Source organism: Paraburkholderia fungorum (assembly GCF_902833645.1).
Classification (GTDB): Bacteria; Pseudomonadota; Gammaproteobacteria; order Burkholderiales; family Burkholderiaceae; genus Paraburkholderia; species Paraburkholderia fungorum.
Genome location: NZ_CADFGE010000004.1, coordinates 491,538 through 511,876, shown reverse-complemented (window position 1 = coordinate 511,876; position 20,339 = coordinate 491,538). Strand labels below are relative to the sequence as shown.

18 protein-coding genes are annotated in these 20,339 nt (G+C 62.3%); 3 read left to right on the top strand and 15 right to left on the bottom strand.

All coding sequences use genetic code 11. The features are described from left to right. Window positions 1-48: 48 nt before the first annotated feature. The 5 genes from HWX91_RS16810 to HWX91_RS16790 all read right to left on the bottom strand — a co-directional run bounded on the left by HWX91_RS16810 (window position 49) and on the right by HWX91_RS16790 (window position 5,174). Complete coding sequence (locus tag HWX91_RS16810; protein WP_028197859.1) at window positions 49-558, bottom strand: aromatic-ring-hydroxylating dioxygenase subunit beta; 510 nt, start codon at window positions 556-558, stop codon at window positions 49-51. Next, window positions 559-1,851, bottom strand: a complete 1,293-nt coding sequence (locus HWX91_RS16805) for an aromatic ring-hydroxylating dioxygenase subunit alpha (protein WP_028197860.1) — start codon at window positions 1,849-1,851, stop codon at window positions 559-561. 18 nt (window positions 1,852-1,869) lie between these two features. After that, window positions 1,870-3,096 carry an NAD(P)/FAD-dependent oxidoreductase gene (locus HWX91_RS16800; protein WP_028197861.1) on the bottom strand — a complete coding sequence of 409 codons (1,227 nt, stop codon included), beginning with the start codon at window positions 3,094-3,096 and terminating at the stop codon, window positions 1,870-1,872. A gap of 36 nt (window positions 3,097-3,132) precedes the next feature. Further along, the gene (locus HWX91_RS16795; RefSeq protein ID WP_028197862.1) at window positions 3,133-3,438 is read right to left on the bottom strand and encodes a non-heme iron oxygenase ferredoxin subunit; all 306 of its coding nucleotides are present in this window, start codon (window positions 3,436-3,438) and stop codon (window positions 3,133-3,135) included. A 350-nt stretch (window positions 3,439-3,788) separates the two neighbouring features. Then, window positions 3,789-5,174 carry an amino acid permease gene (locus tag HWX91_RS16790; RefSeq protein ID WP_028197863.1) on the bottom strand — a complete coding sequence of 462 codons (1,386 nt, stop codon included), beginning with the start codon at window positions 5,172-5,174 and terminating at the stop codon, window positions 3,789-3,791. A 214-nt stretch (window positions 5,175-5,388) separates the two neighbouring features. Between HWX91_RS16790 and HWX91_RS16785 the strand changes: the two genes are divergently transcribed. After that, the gene (locus HWX91_RS16785) at window positions 5,389-6,375 is read left to right on the top strand and encodes an alpha/beta fold hydrolase (protein WP_028197864.1); all 987 of its coding nucleotides are present in this window, start codon (window positions 5,389-5,391) and stop codon (window positions 6,373-6,375) included. Between the two features lie 35 nt (window positions 6,376-6,410). Here HWX91_RS16785 and poxB read toward each other — a convergent pair whose 3' ends face one another. The 10 genes from poxB to HWX91_RS16735 all read right to left on the bottom strand — a co-directional run bounded on the left by poxB (window position 6,411) and on the right by HWX91_RS16735 (window position 19,161). Then, window positions 6,411-8,135 (bottom strand): ubiquinone-dependent pyruvate dehydrogenase, encoded by a 1,725-nt coding sequence (gene poxB, locus HWX91_RS16780; RefSeq protein ID WP_028197865.1) that lies wholly within the window; start codon window positions 8,133-8,135, stop codon window positions 6,411-6,413. Window positions 8,136-8,286: 151 nt separating this feature from the next. Continuing rightward, complete coding sequence (locus tag HWX91_RS16775; RefSeq protein ID WP_028197866.1) at window positions 8,287-9,120, bottom strand: M55 family metallopeptidase; 834 nt, start codon at window positions 9,118-9,120, stop codon at window positions 8,287-8,289. A 9-nt stretch (window positions 9,121-9,129) separates the two neighbouring features. Further along, window positions 9,130-10,191 (bottom strand): DmpA family aminopeptidase, encoded by a 1,062-nt coding sequence (locus tag HWX91_RS16770; protein ID WP_028197867.1) that lies wholly within the window; start codon window positions 10,189-10,191, stop codon window positions 9,130-9,132. Then, complete coding sequence (gsiD, locus tag HWX91_RS16765; RefSeq protein ID WP_035519911.1) at window positions 10,188-11,093, bottom strand: glutathione ABC transporter permease GsiD; 906 nt, start codon at window positions 11,091-11,093, stop codon at window positions 10,188-10,190. The genes HWX91_RS16770 and gsiD overlap by 4 nt, the downstream gene beginning before the upstream one ends. A gap of 7 nt (window positions 11,094-11,100) precedes the next feature. Further along, the gene (gsiC, locus tag HWX91_RS16760; protein WP_028197869.1) at window positions 11,101-12,021 is read right to left on the bottom strand and encodes a glutathione ABC transporter permease GsiC; all 921 of its coding nucleotides are present in this window, start codon (window positions 12,019-12,021) and stop codon (window positions 11,101-11,103) included. A gap of 101 nt (window positions 12,022-12,122) precedes the next feature. After that, complete coding sequence (gene gsiB / locus HWX91_RS16755) at window positions 12,123-13,685, bottom strand: glutathione ABC transporter substrate-binding protein GsiB (RefSeq protein WP_028197870.1); 1,563 nt, start codon at window positions 13,683-13,685, stop codon at window positions 12,123-12,125. 99 nt (window positions 13,686-13,784) lie between these two features. After that, window positions 13,785-15,707: a dipeptide ABC transporter ATP-binding protein gene (locus HWX91_RS16750; protein ID WP_028197871.1), complete on the bottom strand. Its 1,923-nt coding sequence runs from the start codon at window positions 15,705-15,707 to the stop codon at window positions 13,785-13,787. 88 nt (window positions 15,708-15,795) lie between these two features. Beyond that, the gene (locus HWX91_RS16745) at window positions 15,796-16,776 is read right to left on the bottom strand and encodes an isoaspartyl peptidase/L-asparaginase family protein (RefSeq protein WP_028197872.1); all 981 of its coding nucleotides are present in this window, start codon (window positions 16,774-16,776) and stop codon (window positions 15,796-15,798) included. After that, a complete protein-coding gene (locus HWX91_RS16740; RefSeq protein ID WP_028197873.1) occupies window positions 16,773-17,738 on the bottom strand; it encodes a MurR/RpiR family transcriptional regulator in 966 nt (321 codons plus the stop codon). Before HWX91_RS16740 ends, HWX91_RS16745 begins: the two co-directional genes overlap by 4 nt. Window positions 17,739-17,901: 163 nt before the next feature. Continuing rightward, window positions 17,902-19,161, bottom strand: coding sequence for an MFS transporter (locus tag HWX91_RS16735; protein ID WP_028197874.1), 1,260 nt, complete (start codon window positions 19,159-19,161; stop codon window positions 17,902-17,904). Window positions 19,162-19,255: 94 nt separating this feature from the next. Between HWX91_RS16735 and HWX91_RS16730 the strand changes: the two genes are divergently transcribed. Both HWX91_RS16730 and HWX91_RS16725 read left to right on the top strand, forming a co-directional pair. Beyond that, window positions 19,256-19,966 (top strand): pseudouridine synthase, encoded by a 711-nt coding sequence (locus HWX91_RS16730; protein WP_028197875.1) that lies wholly within the window; start codon window positions 19,256-19,258, stop codon window positions 19,964-19,966. Window positions 19,967-20,133: 167 nt separating this feature from the next. Further along, complete coding sequence (locus HWX91_RS16725) at window positions 20,134-20,322, top strand: hypothetical protein (protein ID WP_028197876.1); 189 nt, start codon at window positions 20,134-20,136, stop codon at window positions 20,320-20,322. Window positions 20,323-20,339 lie beyond the last annotated feature (17 nt).

The window sequence follows — 20,339 nt, the reverse complement described above, 5'->3', positions numbered from 1 at the left end:
GCATTCCCCTGGTTTGTAGCCCGCCATTAACATTCTCTGATCACGCCTTCAAACAGGATAGGCCAGATCGTTCGCAATCATCGCCGTGTCATAAATAGCCTGCCGCTCCTTCAGAAGCAGCTCATTGCCCTTTCGAGCAAAGCGGTCGAAAAGCCGACCGGCCTGATGCAGACAGGTCGCGCCTTCGACCAGGGTCTGCATCAACATGTAGTTACTCTGAGCAATGATTTCTTCGTCTGTCGCGTCAAGAATCCGAACGTTGGTGACGAAATGCAGCATTTGTCGCGGCGCGAACATCTGCGTTCTGGAGATAGCGACTGCGCGGTCGCGCAGCATGTCCCGACCTTCAGCGTAGACCAGACCGACCGGAAACCCGAGCGCGGCATTTTCGTACTCGGTCACCCGGTAAAGACAGTTCTCCGTAAAAAAGTCTGGCCACCGCTCGACGTCGCCCCCGTCGAGCACCGCACAATATTCGGCATGGAAATCTTCCACGGCTGCGCGCGCCGCAAGTGCCTTGTCGTGTGCAACTGGTTTCTTTTCGAATCCTGGCAGCATTTAAAACCCCATCACTTCACGGTAGTGTTTGTACATCGCGCGAATTGCAGCTTCCGAAATCAGATTGTCCGCGGTTCCAGTTTTTTCACTGTCGAGTTTGAGCACGCTGCGATCGGTTACCGAGCGACGCACGCCCTCCTGCACAAACTTCATGGCTTCGTTGTCCTCGAGACCGAGGAATCCAGCGGGTCCCATCAGGTTGCCCTGGCGCAGCCGATGACGCGTGGTCTCTTCTGTATCGTCTTCGTAGCCGAACATCGTCCACAGCATCACCATGCTGTTTGGACCATTCGGAACAATATGCCGCACACCCAAAGTATTCATTTCACGCTGGACGATCAGATTCGGCCAGATCGTCTGCATCGTCACCGACCATTCGGAGTCAAACTCCTTGACGTACTCCAGGAACCGCTCATCCTTGAGGACCATACCTTCATGGAACGAGCGCATTTCTTTTTTCTTGTCGGCGTCCACCGTTGCATAGAGTGAATCGCTTTTGGCCGACGCCATCGTGCCGTGTACGCCGTATTTACTGTCGGCCACCATCGCCGAGCGGTTTCCTGCAACCAGCAAGCCGAACACCACCAGGAAGGAATGCAGCAGCGTTGCGTGGTAGGGGTCCTTCAGATTCTCGTGGTACATCTTCCAGTTGCAAGGCAGCTCATTCTTGTAAAACCCGAGGATGCGCAGCTTCTTGCCGTTGAAGACGGTGTCGAAATCTTTCAGGATTTCGGGCGTGAGGTAATCTTCAATCGGCTCCATGTCGTGCGTGAACGAGGCGAAGACCACGCCGTTACGCGTCGTGACGGCAAGCTTCTTGAGACCGTGCTCCTCATTACGGAAGTCGCGCGGCATCCCGCCGAGCTTGTTCACACCCCGTTTGAACGGAATGCCTTGCAGGTTGCCTTTCAGGTCATAAGACCACTGGTGATACGGGCAAACGAACTCAGCATTGTTGCCGCGCGTGTGGCGACAGAATTCGGCGCCACGATGGGCGCAGCGGTTTTCAAACACGTGAATGGAACCATCTTCTGCGCGCGAGACGACCACCGGCGTCGGCCCTACATACGAGCGCTTGTAGTCCCCGCTGTTGGGCACTTCGGCCTCCAGCGCAACGAAGTTCCAGGTACGGCCCTGAAAAATCCGTTCAACCTCGCGAGCGTACACATCGTCGCTCGTGTAAACCCAGTCTGGAATAGCGTGAAGGCCTTCTTCCGGCCAGACCAGTTGCTCGATGGGCTTATTCTTGACGCTCGGCGTACCAAGCCCAATTACCGTCTCTGACGAATACAAAGTACTCTCCTGAATGCGTTATGAGTGAGCTTTTCGTTCAAGTTGCCGCAACTTGACGTTCAGGTCCGCGAGGGCCTCGGGGTCGACCTGAATCGCCTCCTCAACGAGACGGCGAATCGCACGCAGTTCGCCGCCGTTATTGACTGCGAGTGCATACACAATGACGTTGTTGCGCAGCCCCATCAGCAGAACCCTGTCGCTCGATACCCGGCGCTCGATCCATTGCTCTATTGGGCTGTCGAGCATTCCTAGCATCTGTACGTTCCAGTCATACTGGTCTGTCCAGAACCAGGGGCTTGGCCGATATTCGATCGACTCCCCCAGCATGTTGCGCGCGGCAACGATCGCCTGGTCTTGCGCGTTCTGCCATGATTCGAGGCGCAGACGTCGTCCGGACGCACCAAATGGGAAATTTGCACAATCGCCTGCGGCATAGACAGCGGCGCCCGAAGTTCGACAATGCGCATCAACGTGTATGCCATTGCCCGTCTCCAGACCGGACACTTTGGCGAGCTCCTCATTCGGCTGCTGCCCAATGGCAACCACCACGAAATCGAACCGCTGCGGTGCATGGTCGGCAAACGTCAGCGCTACCCCCGACGCATGCTCCACGGAGCCAACCAGCCTTGCGCCCAGCATGAACTTCACGCCGTTCTGTTCGTGCTTCGCGCGCAAACGCTCCGAGAATTCGTGCGGCAACGCGCGGCCCAGTAGCTGCTCTCCCGCTTCAACCACGGTGACATCGATTCCGCGCGCCCTTGCGCTTGCTGCGAACTCAAGCCCAAGGAAGCCGCCGCCAATGACGGCCACCGAACTCGCATCGATCATGCGCTGCCGCACCCGCATCGCATCCGGCAGCGTACGCAACGTGAATACATGGCGACTTTCCGCCGTGCCGGGCAGGTGCCGCGCGCGACCGCCTGTCGTCAGCAGGCATTTGTCGAAGCTGATGCTTCGCCCGCTTCTGAGCATCGCGGTGCGGTGTGTCACATCCAGTCTTTCGACACCGTCTGCGATCCAGTCGATCTTTCTGGTGGCGTAGAAGTCGCTCGAATGCAGCCACGCGTCGAAGCATTCGTTATCGTCCGCTGCCGTCAGCACCGTCTTTGACAATGCAGGCCGCTCGTACGGCCTATGCTGTTCATCGCCGACGAGCAGGACCGCCCCCTCGAAGCCATGCGCCCTCAGCGTCTCGGCTGCACGGCCGCCTGCCTGTCCGGCGCCGACGATCAAAATCGTTTCCACTTTCGAATTCCTGGCGTAGTCAAAAAGGTATGGCGCTCAGAGTTCGACCATCACCGCACCGCCTTCCACGTGGACCTTGTAAGTCCTGAGCGGAGCGCTCACCGGCGCACAAAGCGCGGCGCCGGTCTTCACATCGAATTTCCCCTGATGAAGCGGACATTCAACGCATCCGTCCTCAAGAAAACCGTCACTAAGCAGCGCGAACTGATGCGTGCACACGTTGTGCGTCGCATAGACCTCGCCATCTACGAGGTACAGGGCGATCTGCTCCTTGTCGACCGTTGCCGCGTAAGGCTCGTCCGGGTTCAGATCGTCAAGATTTGCCGCGAATTTGAGTGTCATCGCCTTGCCTTGATAATTGATCAGTATGCTGATGAATTGATGGTATCAGCAATTCACCTTGAGTCAATAAGGCAAAAACTATCGTTTACCCTTTGAAAGTGGGTTTTGTCGCGACAAGCGTCGCAAGGCGAGATCGACAGCCGGCAGAGATATGAGCTGTACGATGAGGAGGACACAGACCCAGCGCGGATCCCGTGGAGCCTGGATTTTGTGGGGTTTGGCCGCCATGTCTGGCGGAGATGAAGGGATTCGAACGGGACAGCACGCCCTGTTCCGGGCCGACCGGCGGCGCAAGGAAAACGCAAACGGCGTGAGCGCGCAACCTCCGCCGCTCACGCCACCCGCATGCCTTACTGCCCGGCCACCCGCGCGCCGCCATGCAGCGCCGCACGCCGGCGCTTGAACACATAGCCGGCCCACATCACAACGAGCCATGCGGGCACGAGCCACACCGAAACCGAGAGGCCCGGCGTCATCGCCAGAATCACGAGGATCAGCGCCATGAACGCGAGGCAGATCCAGTTGCTGACCGGGAACCATAACGACTTGAACACGAGCGTCTCGCCCGCCGCCACCATCGCCTTGCGCGACTTCAGATGCGTCAGGCTGATCAGCGCCCAGTTCAGCACGAGCGCGGCAACCACCAGCGCCATCAGCAAACCGAGTGCTTCGGCGGGGATCAGATAGTTGATGATCACGCAGGTGAACGTAGCGAGCGCCGACAAACCGATCGCCATGTACGGCACGCCGCGCCGGTCGACTTTCATCAGCGCACGCGGTGCGTTGCCCTGTTCCGCGAGACCGTAGAGCATGCGGCTATTCGCGTACACGCCGCTGTTGTACACCGACAGCGCCGCAGTCAGCACCACCACGTTGAGCACATTCGCGGTCAGCGTCGAGCCGATCTGCGAGAAGATCATGACGAACGGGCTGCCGCCAGCCGCCACCTGATTCCACGGGTACAGCGAGAGCAGCACCGTTAGCGAGCAGATGTAGAAAATCAGAATCCGGTATATCACCTGATTCACCGCCTTCGGAATGCTCTTCTGCGGATCGGCCGCTTCAGCCGCCGTAATGCCGATCAATTCGAGGCCACCGAACGAAAACATGATGACTGCGAGCATCATGAAGAGGCCATGAAAACCGTGCGGGAAAAAGCCGCCGTCGGCCCAGAGATTGGTAATCGACGCTTGCGGGCCACCGTGGCCGCTGATCAGCAGATAGCCGCCGAACAGGATCATGCCGATCACCGCTACCACCTTGATGATCGCAAACCAGAATTCCGTTTCGCCGTACGCTTTGACGTTGGCAAGATTGATCGCGTTGATTACCGCGAAGCACACCAGCGCGGAGACCCATGTGGGCACCCCTGGCCACCAGAAATGCACGTACGTGCCGACCGCGGTCAGCTCGGCCATGCTCACGAGCACGTACAGCACCCAATAATTCCAGCCGGACAGAAAACCGGGGAAGTCGCCCCAGTACTTGTATGCGAAGTGGCTGAACGAACCGGCAACCGGTTCCTGCGCGACCATTTCGCCAAGCTGGCGCATGATCATGAAGGCAATAATGCCGCCGATCGCGTAACCGAGAATCATCGACGGGCCGGCTGCCTTCAATACGCTGGCGGAGCCGAGAAACAAGCCGGTGCCGATTGCCCCGCCCAGCGCGATCAGCTGGATGTGGCGATTCTTAAGCCCGCGCTTCAGGCCGTCTTGCTGCTGTGCACTATTCAAAATTGCGCCCCAGTGTATGGATATCAATCGCCCGATCAGACTTATGGCCCGCCCCGGCAGAACCTGAAATTTTACCGCGGCCGATATTTGCTCAATACTGGGGCCAACCCGCGCTTGGTTCTGCGCCGCACTTAACGGCGAGGATAGTGATTGTCACTGGCGAAGCGCTTCGGTATGTTGCCCTAGTCGAGGTCTCAGCCTGCGGAGATTCAACATGTCGCCCAAACGTCTGCTTTGCGCCGCTGTTTTGTGTCTCTGCTTCGCCGGGGCGGCCGCGCTCGCGCAAACCGCCGCGCCTGCGGCAGAACCCGCCGCCGAACCGGCCGACATGCCCGGGATGGAGGCGAGCGCACCGGAGGTCCCGGTCCCGCCATCCGCCGCGCCAGCCGTGGTGCCCGCAATCCCTGCGGCGCCCGCGCCGCCCGCTGCGACCGTCCCCACCCCCACCACACCTGCCACGCGAGGAGCCGCCGCTCCCACACCACCCGCCGCGCCAATGACCGGCCCTGTGCACAACGTCGTGCTGGTTCACGGTGCGTTCGTCGATGGATCGAGCTGGAATGGCGTGATCGCGAAGTTGCAGCAGAAGGGATATCACGTGAGTTCGGTGCAGAACCCGCTCACGTCGCTCGCCGACGATGTCGCGGCCACGCGCCGTGTGCTCGCGCGCCAGGATGGCCCAACCATCCTGGTGGGCCACTCATGGGGCGGCGTCGTGATCACGCAAGCCGGCGCGAACGCACCGAACGTCGCGGGTCTCGTCTATGTGGCGGCGATTGCGCCCGACCTGCATGAATCGACCACAGATCTGCTGAAGCGCGCGGCGCCGATGCCCGCGGGTCAAAGTATCGTCGCGGACCCGACGGGCTTCCTGTGGCTCGACCGCACGAAATACCATGCCGACTTCGCCGCCGACGTACCCGAAAATCTCACACGCGTACTGGCCACGGCGCAAGTCCCAATCGCCGCGACAGCGTTCAGTGAAACAGTCAGCCAGGTCGCGTGGAGAGAGAAACCGTCGTGGTACGTACTGACCACACGGGACCGCGCGGTGTCGCCCGCCGTCGAAAAATTCATGGCCGACCGGATGGGGGCGAAGATCGTGCCGATCGCATCGAGCCATCTCGTGCCGGTGTCGCACGCGGGTGCTGTGGCGGATGTAATCGATCGCGCCGCGCGCGAATTGAGCCGGCAACAGTAGAACAGTCAACCCCGCGCGGCCGGCTCCAACGCCCCTTAGCGTAGATTCGTCGTCGCCAGTTCGACCACTTCGTCACCGCGGCCATTGAGCACCGCGCGCAGCATGTACAGGCTGAAACCCTTCGCCTGCGCCCACTGGATCTTCGGCGGCAGAGCGAGTTCGTGCTTGGCCGTCACCACATCGATCACCGCGGGCCCGGGATGCGCGAAGGCCTCGCGTAAGGCCGGCTCGATATTCTCCGACAGTTCGATCCGCGCGCCGTAAATGCCCGCGCCGCGCGCGATCGCCGCGAAGTCGGTGGCGGCGAGATCGGTGCCGCTTTCGAGGTAGCCGCCGGCCTTCATCTCCATCGCAACGAAGCCGAGCGTGCTGTTGTTGAACACGACCACCTTGATGGGCAGATTCAGTTGACGCGCGGTGAGCAGATCGCCGAGCAGCATCGACAAACCGCCATCGCCTGAAAGTGAAATCACCTGGCGCCCCGGTTCGGCCGCCTGTGCGCCCAGCGCCTGCGGCATCGCGTTGGCCATCGAACCGTGGTTGAACGAGCCATGCAGACTGCGCTTGCCGTTCATCGTCAGATAACGCGCGGCCCAAAGCGTCGGCGTGCCGACGTCGGCGGCAAACACGGCGTCTTCGTTCGCCACCTTGTCGACGATGCTGGTCAGATATTGCGGATGAATCGCGCGCCCTGGATCGGACGGGCGAGCGAGATCGTCGAGGTCCTTGCGTGTATCGGCGTAGTGCTTGCGGGCGTTCTCAAGAAAGCGCCGATCGGTCTTGCGTTTGATCAGCGGCAGCAGTGCCTGCAAGGTCGCCTTGACGTCGCCGACAAGACCCAGCTTCAATGGCGCGCGCTTGCCGAGCGCGGAGCCGCGCCGATCGATCTGCACCACGTTGCCATGCGACGGATAAAAGTTGCGATACGGAAAATCGGTGCCGAGCATCACGAGCGTGTCGCACGACATCATCGCGTGATAGCCGGAACTGAAACCGATCAGACCCGTCATGCCGACGTCGAACGGGTTATCCCACTCCACGTATTGTTTGCCGCGTAATGCATGCACGGTGGGCGCAGCGAGCTGATCGGCGAAGGCCACCACTTCGTCGTGCGCGCCGGCGCAGCCGCTGCCGCATAGCAGCGTCACGCCGCCGGCCTGATTGAGCAGATCGGCAAGCCGGTCGAGATCCGCGCCGGAGGGCACCACGCTCGAGCGTTCGAGCGTGCCGGTCCATGCCGGTGTTTCGTCGGGTGCTTCGCTGAGCGCAACATCGCCCGGCAGCACGATCACCGCGACGCCACGTTCTTCGATCGCCGTATGCATCGCGCGCGCCAGCACGCGCGGAAACTGCGACGGGTTCGTCACCAGTTCGACGTAGTGGCTGCATTCCTTGAACAACTCTTGCGGATGCGTTTCCTGGAAGTAACCGAGACCGATCTCCGACGAGGGAATGTGCGCGGCGATGGCAAGCACGGGCTGGTGATTGCGGTGACAGTCGTACAGGCCGTTGATCAGATGCAGATTGCCTGGGCCGCAACTGCCCGCGCAGACGGCGAGCTTGCCCGTGGCGGCGGCTTCGGCACCGGCGGCGAAGGCCGCGACCTCCTCGTGGCGCGTATGCATCCAGCGAATCGAGCCAAGCCGTTGCAAGCTGTCGGACAGGCCGTTCAGGCTGTCGCCCGTCACGCCCCAAATCCGTTCGACGTCTGCTGCCGCCAGGGTTCTGGCCAGATAATCCGCGATAGTCTGCTTACCCATGCTGTGCTCCGCTAAGTGAGAGAGACGGTACCTCTGGAATGCCAGAGCGTACAGCTTCCTCGCGAAACGTGTCACCGCGCCGCTAGCGTTTTACGGAAACGTAAGCTTGGTAATGGCCGAGTTTGCCTGGTGTCCCGCTTCGTCACACGGCTCAACGCAGCATGAACGACATGGCCGACAGGCAGTTCAGCATGCGCACCGCATGTTCGACCGACTCCGCGCCAAAGCGCAATGTGACGGCATCGACGCGCGTGAGCGTCGGCCATTGGCAGAACAGGTCGGCAAGCGCGGTGGTCTGCACACGCAAGTCGCATTCGACAGGTTTTACGGCAGCGCGCGTGGCTTGCGGCGCATGGCCCTCGTCGATGTGATGCCGCACCACTTCGCGCGCGGCGTTTTCAATCGCAGCACGGGCGCTCGCCGGCGTCTGCGTCACGCCGCTTGCATGCCCCGTCGCGCTTTTGGTAATCACGAAACGCGCGCCTGGAAAGCGCGGTGCGGTTTCTTCGGCGAATACATCGTCGCCGGATAAAAGCGCGACCCGTGCACCATATTCTTCCGCCAGCGCGCCATACAATCCAGCCTCGCCGACTTCGACACCGTTCAGCGAGACACGCGCGAACGCGAAGCTGTTGATCGTATGCGAGAGAATCCCGTGCGTTTGAGAGCGGGCGTGATAGCCGATCATGAACACCAGCGCCGCGCCGTACTCGAGGCCCGCCATCATGCCGAGCGTACGCGGTTTGCCGAGCACCACCTGGGCGCGCGCATCGAGTAGATCGGGCAGCAGATTGCGGAAACCGCCATGCGAATCGTTGACCCACACGTGGGTCGCGCCGCCTGCGAATGCCCCTTCGATCGCGGCGTTGGCTTCGAGCGTCATCCAGCGGCGCGCAGCTTCGTATTCGCCGTTACCCGCGCGCGTTTGCTCGGGGTGGAACACGCCGGCCACACCTTCGATATCGGCGGAGATCAGGACTTTCATCAGCGAGGTTCAGTTGAGGAGTTGAGCAAGGTCCGGGGCAGTGTCGTGCAGCGACAGGCGACGATGGCCGTCGCGCCCCGTGACCGAAGTCGCGCACCATAGCGCATCGACGATCGCCTGCTCGACGCTGTCCGCGCAGGCGCGGAATAGCGGATCGAGGCGTGCATCGGCAAGCATGGGCGGCAACGCGACGAAATCGGATTCGTGCGGCACGGTGTAGGCCGTTGAAAACGCCAGCGCAATATCGCCGCTGCCGTGGCCATATACCGAACCGGTTCGGGCAAGTCCCGCTGCGGCGCGCAATGACAGACGCCTGAGCTGGCGGGCGTCGAGCGGCGCGTCGGTGGCGACGATCATGATGATCGAGCCTTGCTCGGGTTTCGAGGCGGCTCGGGTTGCGCGTTCGGCGAGTATGCGGCCAAGCGGCGCACCGTCGATCGTCAACATCGGCAGGCGGCCGAAGTTCGCCAACACCAGCGCGCCGACCGTATAACGCTGACCTGCAACGTCGACGATCCGCGACGCGTTGCCGATTCCGCCTTTCAGGTCGAAGCACGACATGCCGCGGCCCGCGCCGACCGAACCGCTTGCGACGTCCGTGGTCGCCGCCTCATAGGCGTCGTTGTAATGCTGCTCGCTTACCGCCAAAGCCTGAATATCGTTCAGGTATCCGTCATTGCATTCGAACACCAGCGGATTGACAGTCGACCATTCGCGGCCGATTTGCGGATTGGCATGAATGGCAGCGCGAATCTGCGCTTGCGCGAGCGCGGCAACGCCGAAGGTATTGGTCAACGCAATCGGCGTCTCCAGCACGCCAAGTTCTTCAACCTGCACGAGTCCGATGCTTTTGCCAAAACCGTTGATCACGGAAGCAGCCGCGGGCACCTTCGCGAGAAACGGATCGCCGGGGTGCGGGCGAATCACGGTGACGCCGGTTTGCACCGCTCCGTCATCGAGCGTGCAATGCCCGACCGTCACACCCTTCACGTCGGCAATCGATCCCAGCGGGCCGCGCTGCAGCACACCGATATGCGGCGCGCCCGCGCGTGAAACTTCAGTCGAACTCATGGGCGGTCGAGCTTCGGATCGAGCGCATCGCGCAAACCGTCGCCGAGCAGATTGAAAGCCAGCACGGTGAGAAAAATCGCCAGGCTCGGAAACAGCGCGATATGCGGCGCGGTCACCATATCGGCGCGCGCCTCGTTGAGCATCGCGCCCCACTCCGGCGTCGGCGGTTGCGCGCCGAGTCCGAGAAACGACAAGCTCGCCGCCGTGATGATCGAGGTACCGATGCGCATCGTGAAGTACACCACGATCGACGAAATCGTCCCCGGCAGAATATGCCGCACGATGATGGTCCAGTCCGATGCGCCGATGCTGCGCGCTGCTTCGATATACGTAAGTTGCTTGAGCATCAGCGTGTTGCCGCGCACGAGCCGCGCAAACGCCGGGATGCTGAAAATCGCCACCGCGCAGATCACATTGATCATGCCGTTGCCGAGAATCGCGACCACGCCGATCGCCAGCAGAATGCCGGGAAACGCGAACAGCACATCGGCGACGCGCATGGTGATGCGGTCCCACCAGCCTTCGTAGTAACCGGCCAGCAAACCGAAAAACGTGCCGATCACCGCGCCGATCGCCACCGACAGAAAACCGGCCGCGAGCGAGATGCGTGAACCCGCCAGAATGCGGCTGAAAATATCGCGGCCCAGCGAATCGACGCCGAACCAGTGCGCGGCTGACGGCCCTGCGTTCAACGCGTCGTAGTCGAAGAAATTTTCCGGATCGTACGGCACGATATGCGGCGCGACGATCGCGACCACGATCAGCAGCAGCACGAAAATGCCGGCGGCGAGCGCCACATGCTGCTTACGGAATTTGCGCCAGAATTCACTCCACGGCGTGCGGATCGCGCTTTCTACAAGAGCGGCTTTGGCCGCATTCGCCTCGGTAGCTGAGATGCTCATGCGGGCCTCACTTGAAACGGATAGTCGGGTTGATGACGGCGTACAGCACGTCGACAACCAGGTTGATGATGATGAATTCAAGCGAGAACAACAGCACTTCAGCCTGAATCACCGGATAGTCGCGCATGGCCACGGCATCCACCAGCAGACGTCCGAGCCCTGGCCAGTTGAACACCACTTCGACCACGATTGAGCCGCCCAGCAAAAAGCCGAACTGCAGCCCCATCATCGTAACGACAGGAATCATTGCGTTACGTAGGCAGTGTTTGACGATCACAAGCCGTTCGGGCACGCCCTTGGCGCGTGCGGTGCGCACGAAATCTTCATTCATCACTTCGACGAACGAAGCCCGTGTGAAGCGCGCCATCACCGCCGCCACGGCCGCGCCAAGCGTGAGCGAGGGCAGTACGTAGCTCTGCCAGGAACCGTCGCCGACGATAGGCAGCCAGCCGAGCTTCACCGAAAAGATTTCCATCAGCAGCATGCCGAGCGCGAACGCGGGAAACGAAATACCCGACACCGCGAGCGTCATGCCGAGCCGGTCCGGCCAGCGATTGCGCCACACCGCCGAGACGATGCCAATGCCCATACCGAGCACCACCGCCCACACCATGCTCGCGAGCGTGAGCAGCAGCGTCGGCATGAAACGCTCGCCGATTTCCTGGCTGACCGGCCGCTTGCTGCGCGTGGACGTGCCGAAGTCCCCGTGAGCGATCTTCACGAAGAAGTTGACGAATTGCTCCGGCATCGGTTTATCGAGGCCAAGATCGGCACGCACCAGTGCGACGGTTGCTTCGTCCGCTTCGGGACCTGCCGCGAGACGCGCAGGATCGCCGGGCAGCAGATGCACGAACAGGAACACCAGCACGGCGACGATAAAGAGCGTCGGCAGGAGGCCAAAGATACGTTTGACGAGGAAGTTCAGCATGAAACCAATCCGGCAATGAGGCAGGCAACGAAGATTCGTCGAAAAGCAGCCGCCCGGGCCGCGTGTGTGTCTGGAACACGCAACGCCGGGCGGTCAACCCATCACTTGATCGCGATCTCGTCGAAATTGAACGAGCCGTCCGGCGCGACATACGCACCAGACAGACGCTTGCTGCGCGCGTACACCACCTTCTCCTTGACGAGGAAAATCCACGGGGCATCGGCCCAGATACGTTTTTGCGCATCGGTGTAGAGCGCGGCCTTTTTGGTGCGGTCGGTCGTTTCGAGCGCCTGCTTCAGGTCGCTGTCGACCGTATCGTTCTTGTAGTACGCGGTGTTGACCATCTTCGGCGGGAACGAGACCGAGCCGAGCAGCGGCGTAATCGCCCAGTCCGCTTCGCCCGTCGACGACGACCAGCCGGCGTAGTACATCCGCACCGGCGCGGTTGCCGGGTCCTGCGCGCTTTCCACCTTCGCGACGCGTTGGCCTGCTTCAAGTGCTTCGACCTGCGCCTTGATGCCAACTTGCGCCAGTTGCTGCTGCACGAACTGAATCACCTTCTGTGCGGTCGAGTAGTTATAGGCAGACCACAGCGTCGTTTCGAAACCGTTCGGATAGCCTGCTTCCTTCAGCAGTTCGCGCGCCTTGGCCGGATCGTACGGCCATGGGCCGAGCTTCACCGCGTAGTCCACGCCTTGCGGCACCACGCCGTCGGCCGGCGTTGCGTAACCGGCAAACGCGACCTTGGTCAGCGCGTCCTTGTTGACCGCATAGTTCAGCGCTTCACGCACCTTCGGATTGTCGAACGGCTTCTGGTTGACGTTCAGGCTGATATAACGCTGGATGATCGACGGCGACGCGATCAGATCAACCTTCGGGCTGGACTGCAATTGCGCGGCCTGCTCGAACGGCACCTGAAACGCGAAATCCGCTTCGCCGGTGCGCATCAACGCGGCGCGCGTGTTGTTGTCGACCACCGGCTTCCAGTCGATCGCATCGATCTTCGGATAACCCTTCTTCCAGTAACCAGCGAACTTCTTCACCGTCAGGTCGCCCGCCGGGTCCCACTTCACGAACTCGAACGGACCCGTGCCCACCGGATGAAACGCGATGTCCTTGCCGTATTTCTTCAGCGCATCAGGCGAAATCATCACCGCCGACGGATGCGCCAGCACGTTGACGAACGCGGAGAACGGCGCCTTCAGCGTGATCTTCACCGTGTACGGATCGATCACTTCGGTTTTCTCGATCCGGTTGAACATGTTGTAGCGCTTGAGCTTGTTCGCCGGATCGGTCACGCGGTCGAAGTTCGCTTTGACGGCAGCCGCATTGAAGTCGGTGCCGTCCTGGAACTTCACGCCGTGGCGCAGCTTGAACGTGTAGACCGTCGCATCCGGACTCGCTTCGTAGCTGTCGGCCAGCACGTTGACCAGCTTCATGTCCTTGTCGAAACCGAACAGGCCTTGATAGAACGACTTGGCGACGGCTTGCGAGAGCGTGTCGTTCGCGTCGTACGGATCGAGCGTCGTGAAGGTCGACGCAACGGCCATCACGGCCGTGGTATCGGCGTGCGCCGCATTGCCCGCGAGCATCGCGAACACCATCGCGCCGCCGCTGACCAGCGCGCGCAAACGAAACGGAGAAGACGGGACCAGCAGGTTCATGAGGTTGCTCCAGGCTGCGAAATGAAACAGGGTTATGTGCTGCGAGAGAAAATTGCTTCGGTTCAGGTCTGGTACTGCGTTCGGGTTTCTCGTTCAGGCCTAGTAAGCGCCGCCGACCCGATGCTGCGCCACGAAATGATCCGGTCCCACCGCCACTAGCGGCGCCACGACCGGTTCATCGTCCAGTGCACGAATCGGGCTCGGAATCTCGTCGGCGGCAAGCATGCGTTTCGCGTGACGGCGCGCCGGGTCGGCAACCGGCACCGCGCCCATCAGCTTCTTCGTATACGGATGCTGCGGCGCTTCGAACACCGCGCGGCGCGGACCGATCTCGACGATCTGGCCGAGATACATCACCGCCACGCGATGGCTGACGCGCTCCACTACCGCCATGTCATGCGAAATGAACAGATACGCGACGCCGAGTTCGCGTTGCAGATCGAGCATCAGGTTGACGATCTGCGCCTGCACGGAGACGTCCAGCGCGGACACGGACTCGTCGGCGATCACGACCTTCGGGTTCAATGCCAGCGCGCGCGCAATCGCAATGCGTTGCCGTTGCCCACCCGAAAACTCGTGCGGATAGCGGCGCGCGGCTTCGCGCGGCAAGCCGACCTTGTCGAGCAGCCAGGCAACGCGCGCCTGCGCTTCTTCGCCTTGAGCCACGCCATGCACAAGCAGCGGCTCCATGATCGAGAAGCCGACCGTCAGGCGCGGATTCAGCGAAGCGAACGGGTCCTGGAAAATGAACTGGATATCGCGGCGCAGCGCTTGCAACGCCGGGCCGGTCAACGAACTGATTTCCTTGCCATTGAATTCGATCGAACCGCTCTGGCTTTCGACCAGGCGCAGCAATGAACGGCCTGTAGTCGATTTACCGCAACCCGACTCGCCGACCAGCGCGAGCGTCTCGCCGGGGCGCAGATCGAAGCTGACTTTCTCGACCGCATGCACGCGGCCCGTCAGGCGTCCGAACATGCCGCTCTTGACCGGAAAGCGCGTGACCAGATCGCGCACGCGCAGAATCGGCGGCGTGCTGTCGTGGATCACCGGTTGCGATTCTTCGGCGACAGCCGCAGCCGGACGCACGGCTCCATCGGTGCCATTCAGCGCCGCCTGCTCGATGGTCAGAATCGGGAACCTGGCGGGCTGATCGGTGCCCTCCATCGCGCCCAGTCGCGGAACCGCGGCGAGCAATGCCTTCGTATAAGGATGAGAAGGCACGGCGAACAGCGTGTCCGATGCCCCCTCTTCCACTTTCTCGCCGCGATACATCACCAGCACGCGATCGGCCACCTCAGCCACCACACCCATGTCGTGCGTGATGAAGATCACGCCCATGTTCATCTCGTCCTGCAAGCCGCGAATCAATTGCAGAATCTGCGCCTGAATCGTGACGTCGAGCGCGGTGGTGGGTTCGTCGGCAATCAGCAAGGCGGGCTTGCACGACAGCGCCATCGCGATCATCACGCGCTGGCGCATACCACCCGATAGTTGATGCGGAAAACGTGCCGCCACCCGGCGTGCTTCCGGAATCCGGACGAGTTCGAGCAGGCGCAGCGTTTCGGCGTGCGCGGCCGAACGGCTCTTGCCCTGATGCAAGGCAATCGCTTCGCTGATCTGATCGCCGACCGTGAACACCGGATTGAGCGAGGTCATCGGCTCCTGGAAGATCATCGCGATGTCGGCGCCGCGAATCGAGCGCATCGTGCCGGACGATGCTTTCGCAAGGTCGAGCACGCTGCCGTCGCGGCGCCGGAAGGCGATGCTGCCGCCGGCAAGGCGCCCACCGCCATGCTCGATCAGCCGCATCAATGCAAGCGATGTCACCGATTTTCCCGAACCCGACTCGCCGACGATCGCCAGCGTCTCGCCACGCTCGACCGTCAGCGAGAGATTACGCACCGCGTTGAAGGTCTTCTCGCCGCTGCGAAATGCGACCGACAGATCGTCGACCGCAAGCACGCGTTGCGGCGGCAAGGTTTCGATAAGCGGACGGGCGGTGTGCGATGAAGTCGGCACGATGGTTCCTTTTGTTTCGAACGCGGCTAACGGTGGCTCAGGCAAAGAACTCAAACGGGAGTGCAACGGAACGGCAACAGCAACAGCGTTAGCGATAGATCGCCGTCACCGGCGTCTCGCCGATTCGCGCGAAGCCGCGATACATGCCCTCGGTATTGAACGGCAGCGTGACGTTGCCGCGCGCATCGACGGCGACCAGACCGCCGCGTCCGTCGATTTTCGGCAGGCGGGTCATCACCACGTCGTGCGCCGCCTCTTCAAGCGAGACGTTGCGGTACGCCATCTGCGCCGCGACGTCGTACGCGGCAACCATGCGCATGAACATCTCGCCGGAGCCGGTGGTCGACACTGCGCAGGTAGCGTCGTCCGCATAGCAGCCCGCGCCGATCAGCGGCGTATCGCCGACCCGGCCGACCTGCTTGTTGGTGACGCCGCCTGTCGAGGTGGCAGCCGCCACGTGGCCATGCTGATCGAGCGCGACCGCCCCCACCGTGCCGAACTTGCGATTCGGATCGATCGGCTCATGCGGCGTGGGATCGTCATTATTCGAGGCCAGCGTCGCGCCGTCGTGATCGAGCATGGCGCGCTGCTGACCGCGTGCGAGTTGCCATTGGCGATAACGGGCTTCGGTATGGAAATACTCGGGCTCGACGAATTCGAGTCCTTGCGCGGCTGCGAAAGCTTCCGCGCCGGCGCCGGTGAACAGAACGTGTTCACTGCGTTCGAGTACGCGGCGCGCCGCCAGAATCGGATTGCGTATGCGCGTCACGCAGCAGATCGCGCCCGCGTCGAGTGTGCTGCCGTCCATGATGGCCGCGTCGAGCTCATGCGTGCCGGCTGCCGTGTAGACCGCGCCGCGGCCCGCGTTGAAGAGCGGGCAATCTTCGAGCAGGCGTACGGCTTCGCTGACAGCGTCGAGCGCGCTGCCGCCGTCGGCGAGCACGCGCTGACCCGCGCTCAGTACGGCATGCAAGGCGGCGTGGTAGTCGGCTTCGGCGCTGGCCGACATGGACGCGCGCAGGATCGTGCCTGCCCCGCCGTGAATGGCAATGACTGCGTTGGAGTTCATTTCTTGGCTTTCGTAGTGCGGGTGGTACGGGTAGAAGGTCGCGCGGGGTTCTCGGCCACGCTGGAAGGCTCGGCTTGCGGATCGGTCAGCCAGGGCAATACAAATTCGCTGACACCCGCTGCGGCTTTGACCGAGCGCTGGGCGCGATAAGCAACCGCGTCGCAGAGTGCTTCGATCACGGCCAGCACAGCGGAATCGGCATTGGCCGCGAGCCGCCGTTCAGAACGGATGTAGAGCTTGAGATCGGCAAATTGCGCGAGCGGTGAGCGCGGACTATCGGTAAGCGCAAGCACGCGTGCGCCGCGACTTGCCGCTCGCCGGGCGAGTTCGATGGTGTCGTCGACATAACGCGGAAACGCAATGCCGATCACCAGATCGGCGCTGTCCGCAGTGAACAGGCGCCGTGCGGCATGCGACGGTCCGCCGATCAATGCGAGCGACTGCACGTTGTCGTGATACGGCATCAGGCCGTGTTCCATCAAACCGGCGAGAAACGCGCTGGCCCCGTAGCCGAGCACGAATACCCGGCGCGCGGCGATGATCGCTTCAACCGCTGCTTCGGCGGCGGCGCTATCGATTGCGGTGCGGGTGGAATGAAGATTGGCCGCCGCCTGTTCGAGCAATGCATCGAGCAGAGCGTCGCCGGAGGCGAGCGATTCCTGCGCGCTACGCAGCCGTTCGACGGGTGCAAGCGTCGCTTCGAAGCCGCGTACCAGCGCTTCGCGAAACTGCGGATAGCCGTCGAAGCCGAGCGCGCGAGCGAAGCGATTCGCCGTCGCCACCGATGCACCGACCACGCTCGCCAGTTCGTCGATTCGCATCGTCGCCGCGCGGAACAGATTCGCCAGCACGTACTCGCCCATGCGCCGATGGATTGGCGTAAGCGTCGGCATCGCTGCGGCGATGCGTGAAGCGATCGCCTGTTCGGCATGGTTGGAAGCAGCGGACGAGTGATGAATCATGCGAGCGAGCCAACCGCTGCGACGCGGCGACTGTAATCAAAATGAATGAAAGTATATTTACATAGAAATCGCACAGAAAAAAATTCATTTTCATTTTCGAGGGTTTTCACGGAGAGCCGCGTGCGTGTTCGTGAACATCCGCTTACGCCATGAAAACCAGTTTTCATGGCGCGACCGCGGCGCCTTCTGGAATGTTCGCGAGCCGCGCCGCCGGCGACATCACGATGATCAGCGCCTGCACGACGAACGCCGCCGCAGCCGCGACCAGACAGGCATCCATTCCCCACCGCGCGCTGATCGCCGCACCGAGCAGCGCGCCCAGCGGCCGTGCGCCGTAGGTTGCCGTGCTGTTAATCGCGGAGACGCGGCCCATCATCCGCTCTGGCGTGATCGCCTGGCGCAGCGTGGTCGAGCCGACCACCCACAGAATCGGTCCGGCGCCGAGCAGGAAGAAGCTCAGCATCGCCAGCCAGAACGACGGCGCGACGATCGTCGCCACCATCACCAGCGAGGCGAGCAAACCACATGAAGGCCCGATGATCAGCACGCGTCCAAACGCGAGACGTCGCGCGATGGCGGGCGCGGCGAGCGCGCCGCACACCATGCCGACGCCGTACGCGCCGAGCGTCACGCCGACCATCGACGCGCTCAATCCAAGGCGATGCACGGCATACGGCACATACACCGCTTGCAACACGAAGAAGCCGAGATTAAAGAAGATCGCGGTGGCCAGCATGGGGCGCAGCAGCGCGTCGTGCAAAACGAAGCGCGTACCGTCGCGCAGTTCGAGCAGGAAGTGCCGTTGAGAAGCGCTTGCTCGCGGCGGTTCGCGCAAGCCCGCAAGGAGCGCGACGGCCAGCGCAGATAGCCCGGCCGCGCAGCCATACGCCCAGCCCGCGCCGATCCAGCCGACCAGCAGCCCGCCAAGCGCCGGGCCCGCCGAATATGCGACGCTGCGCGCCAGTTCGAGCCGGCCGTTCGCCTGGGCGTACGCCTCGCGCGGCACGATCGAGGGCACCAGCGAAGGCGCCGCGACGTTGTACGCCACCGTGCCGGTCGCGGCAATGAAGCCGAGCGCGGCAAGCAGCGGCAAGCTCAGCGCGTGCGTCATTACCAGCAGCAGCACGCACAACATCGCGACCACGCGTACGCTTTCCGCGAGCGTCATCAACGTACGGCGCGAGCGGCGGTCGGCCCATACGCCGAGCGGAATCGACAACAACAGGAACGGCAGCGTCTGCGCGGTTTGCAACAGGCCGGTCTCGCGCGCGCCGGCGCCCAGTGCGAACACGGCGACGAGCGGCGCGGCCGCGAGGCTGATCTGCTCGGCGGATTGCGCGACCAGATTCGACCATGCAAGCCGCTGGAATGCGGCCGGCAAACGGATCGCGGATGACGACGGCGAAGATGACGTGACGGACATCGATGAACTCCTGCGCTGGAACGTTGGGAGACCATCGTCGCCGCTATGTCGCTACGCGGCGCTCCGCTTCTTGCGGTGTTATTCTTCGCTCGCCATGAATCTCGAAAGCATCCTCTTCACTCAAGGTTTCGGCTCGCGCCGCCAATGCCGGGCATTGATCGGCGACGGCCGCGTGAGTATCGGCGGCTCAGTGTGCGCCGATGCCGACACCGATTTCCCCACCGACGACGGCACGTTCTGCTTCAGCGTGGACGGCGTGGTCTGGCCGTATCGCGAGCACGCCTATCTGCTGCTGAACAAGCCCGCCGGCTATGAATGTTCGCGCGATCCGCAGCATCATCTGAGCGTGTTCAGCCTGCTGCCGCCGCAGTTCGCCGAACGTGGCGTGCAATGCGTCGGCCGTCTCGATCAGGACACCACCGGCCTCCTGCTGCTCTCCGACGACGGCAAGTTCGTTCACATGTTCACGTCGCCGAAACGCAAAGTGCCGAAGCTGTACATCGCAACCACCCGGCACCCTATCGACGACACCCAGTTGGGCGCGTTGCGCAACGGTGTCCTGCTGCACGGCGAGCCCAAACCGATCGCCGCCGTCGACGCCCACGCACGCGGCGAGCACGCGCTGGCCCTCACCGTGATGGAAGGCAAGTATCACCAGGTCAAGCGGATGATCGCGGCGGCCGGCAACCGCTGCGAGGCACTGCATCGCGAGCGGATCGGCGGACTCAGCTTGCCCGCGACACTCGCACCAGGCGGGTGGCAATGGCTCGATGAAACCGACCTCGGATCTCTACGGAGCGGGTAAACCGGTAGGACCCTTTTAAGGCCTTGATGCATCAGGAGAATCGTGTGCGCGCCCGCACACGGGTTCGCTGAATCCCGATGGCTCGCTGCGGCGCAGCATGTTCTTCCTTACAACTCGCCCTATACTCGTTTAAACAACGACTACAAAGGGTTCAAGGAGGGCGCGCCATGGTCACTCACGACACCATCCCGGTCACGAATATGATGATCGCTTTCGTGTGCCTCGGCCTGGTTCTGATCGGCGGACTGCTGGTCATGATGCGGCTGCGGCATAAATATCATCCGAACCTGATCGGCGCGCTGATCGGCGCCATGCTGTGCTTCCTGTTGCTGGAGGCGTTGCCGGCGCTGACGTAAGCCCGCGAAGGCAGGCC

Coding starts and splice junctions, on each gene's coding strand:
- HWX91_RS16810 (WP_028197859.1), bottom strand. CDS start 558: ATGCTGCCAGGATTCGAAAAGAAACCAGTTGCACACGACAAGGCACTT.
- HWX91_RS16795 (WP_028197862.1), bottom strand. CDS start 3,438: ATGACACTCAAATTCGCGGCAAATCTTGACGATCTGAACCCGGACGAG.
- HWX91_RS16785 (WP_028197864.1), top strand. CDS start 5,389: ATGTCGCCCAAACGTCTGCTTTGCGCCGCTGTTTTGTGTCTCTGCTTC.
- poxB (WP_028197865.1), bottom strand. CDS start 8,135: ATGGGTAAGCAGACTATCGCGGATTATCTGGCCAGAACCCTGGCGGCA.
- HWX91_RS16775 (WP_028197866.1), bottom strand. CDS start 9,120: ATGAAAGTCCTGATCTCCGCCGATATCGAAGGTGTGGCCGGCGTGTTC.
- HWX91_RS16770 (WP_028197867.1), bottom strand. CDS start 10,191: ATGAGTTCGACTGAAGTTTCACGCGCGGGCGCGCCGCATATCGGTGTG.
- gsiD (WP_035519911.1), bottom strand. CDS start 11,093: ATGAGCATCTCAGCTACCGAGGCGAATGCGGCCAAAGCCGCTCTTGTA.
- gsiC (WP_028197869.1), bottom strand. CDS start 12,021: ATGCTGAACTTCCTCGTCAAACGTATCTTTGGCCTCCTGCCGACGCTC.
- gsiB (WP_028197870.1), bottom strand. CDS start 13,685: ATGAACCTGCTGGTCCCGTCTTCTCCGTTTCGTTTGCGCGCGCTGGTC.
- HWX91_RS16745 (WP_028197872.1), bottom strand. CDS start 16,776: ATGAACTCCAACGCAGTCATTGCCATTCACGGCGGGGCAGGCACGATC.
- HWX91_RS16740 (WP_028197873.1), bottom strand. CDS start 17,738: ATGATTCATCACTCGTCCGCTGCTTCCAACCATGCCGAACAGGCGATC.
- HWX91_RS16735 (WP_028197874.1), bottom strand. CDS start 19,161: ATGTCCGTCACGTCATCTTCGCCGTCGTCATCCGCGATCCGTTTGCCG.
- HWX91_RS16730 (WP_028197875.1), top strand. CDS start 19,256: ATGAATCTCGAAAGCATCCTCTTCACTCAAGGTTTCGGCTCGCGCCGC.
- HWX91_RS16725 (WP_028197876.1), top strand. CDS start 20,134: ATGGTCACTCACGACACCATCCCGGTCACGAATATGATGATCGCTTTC.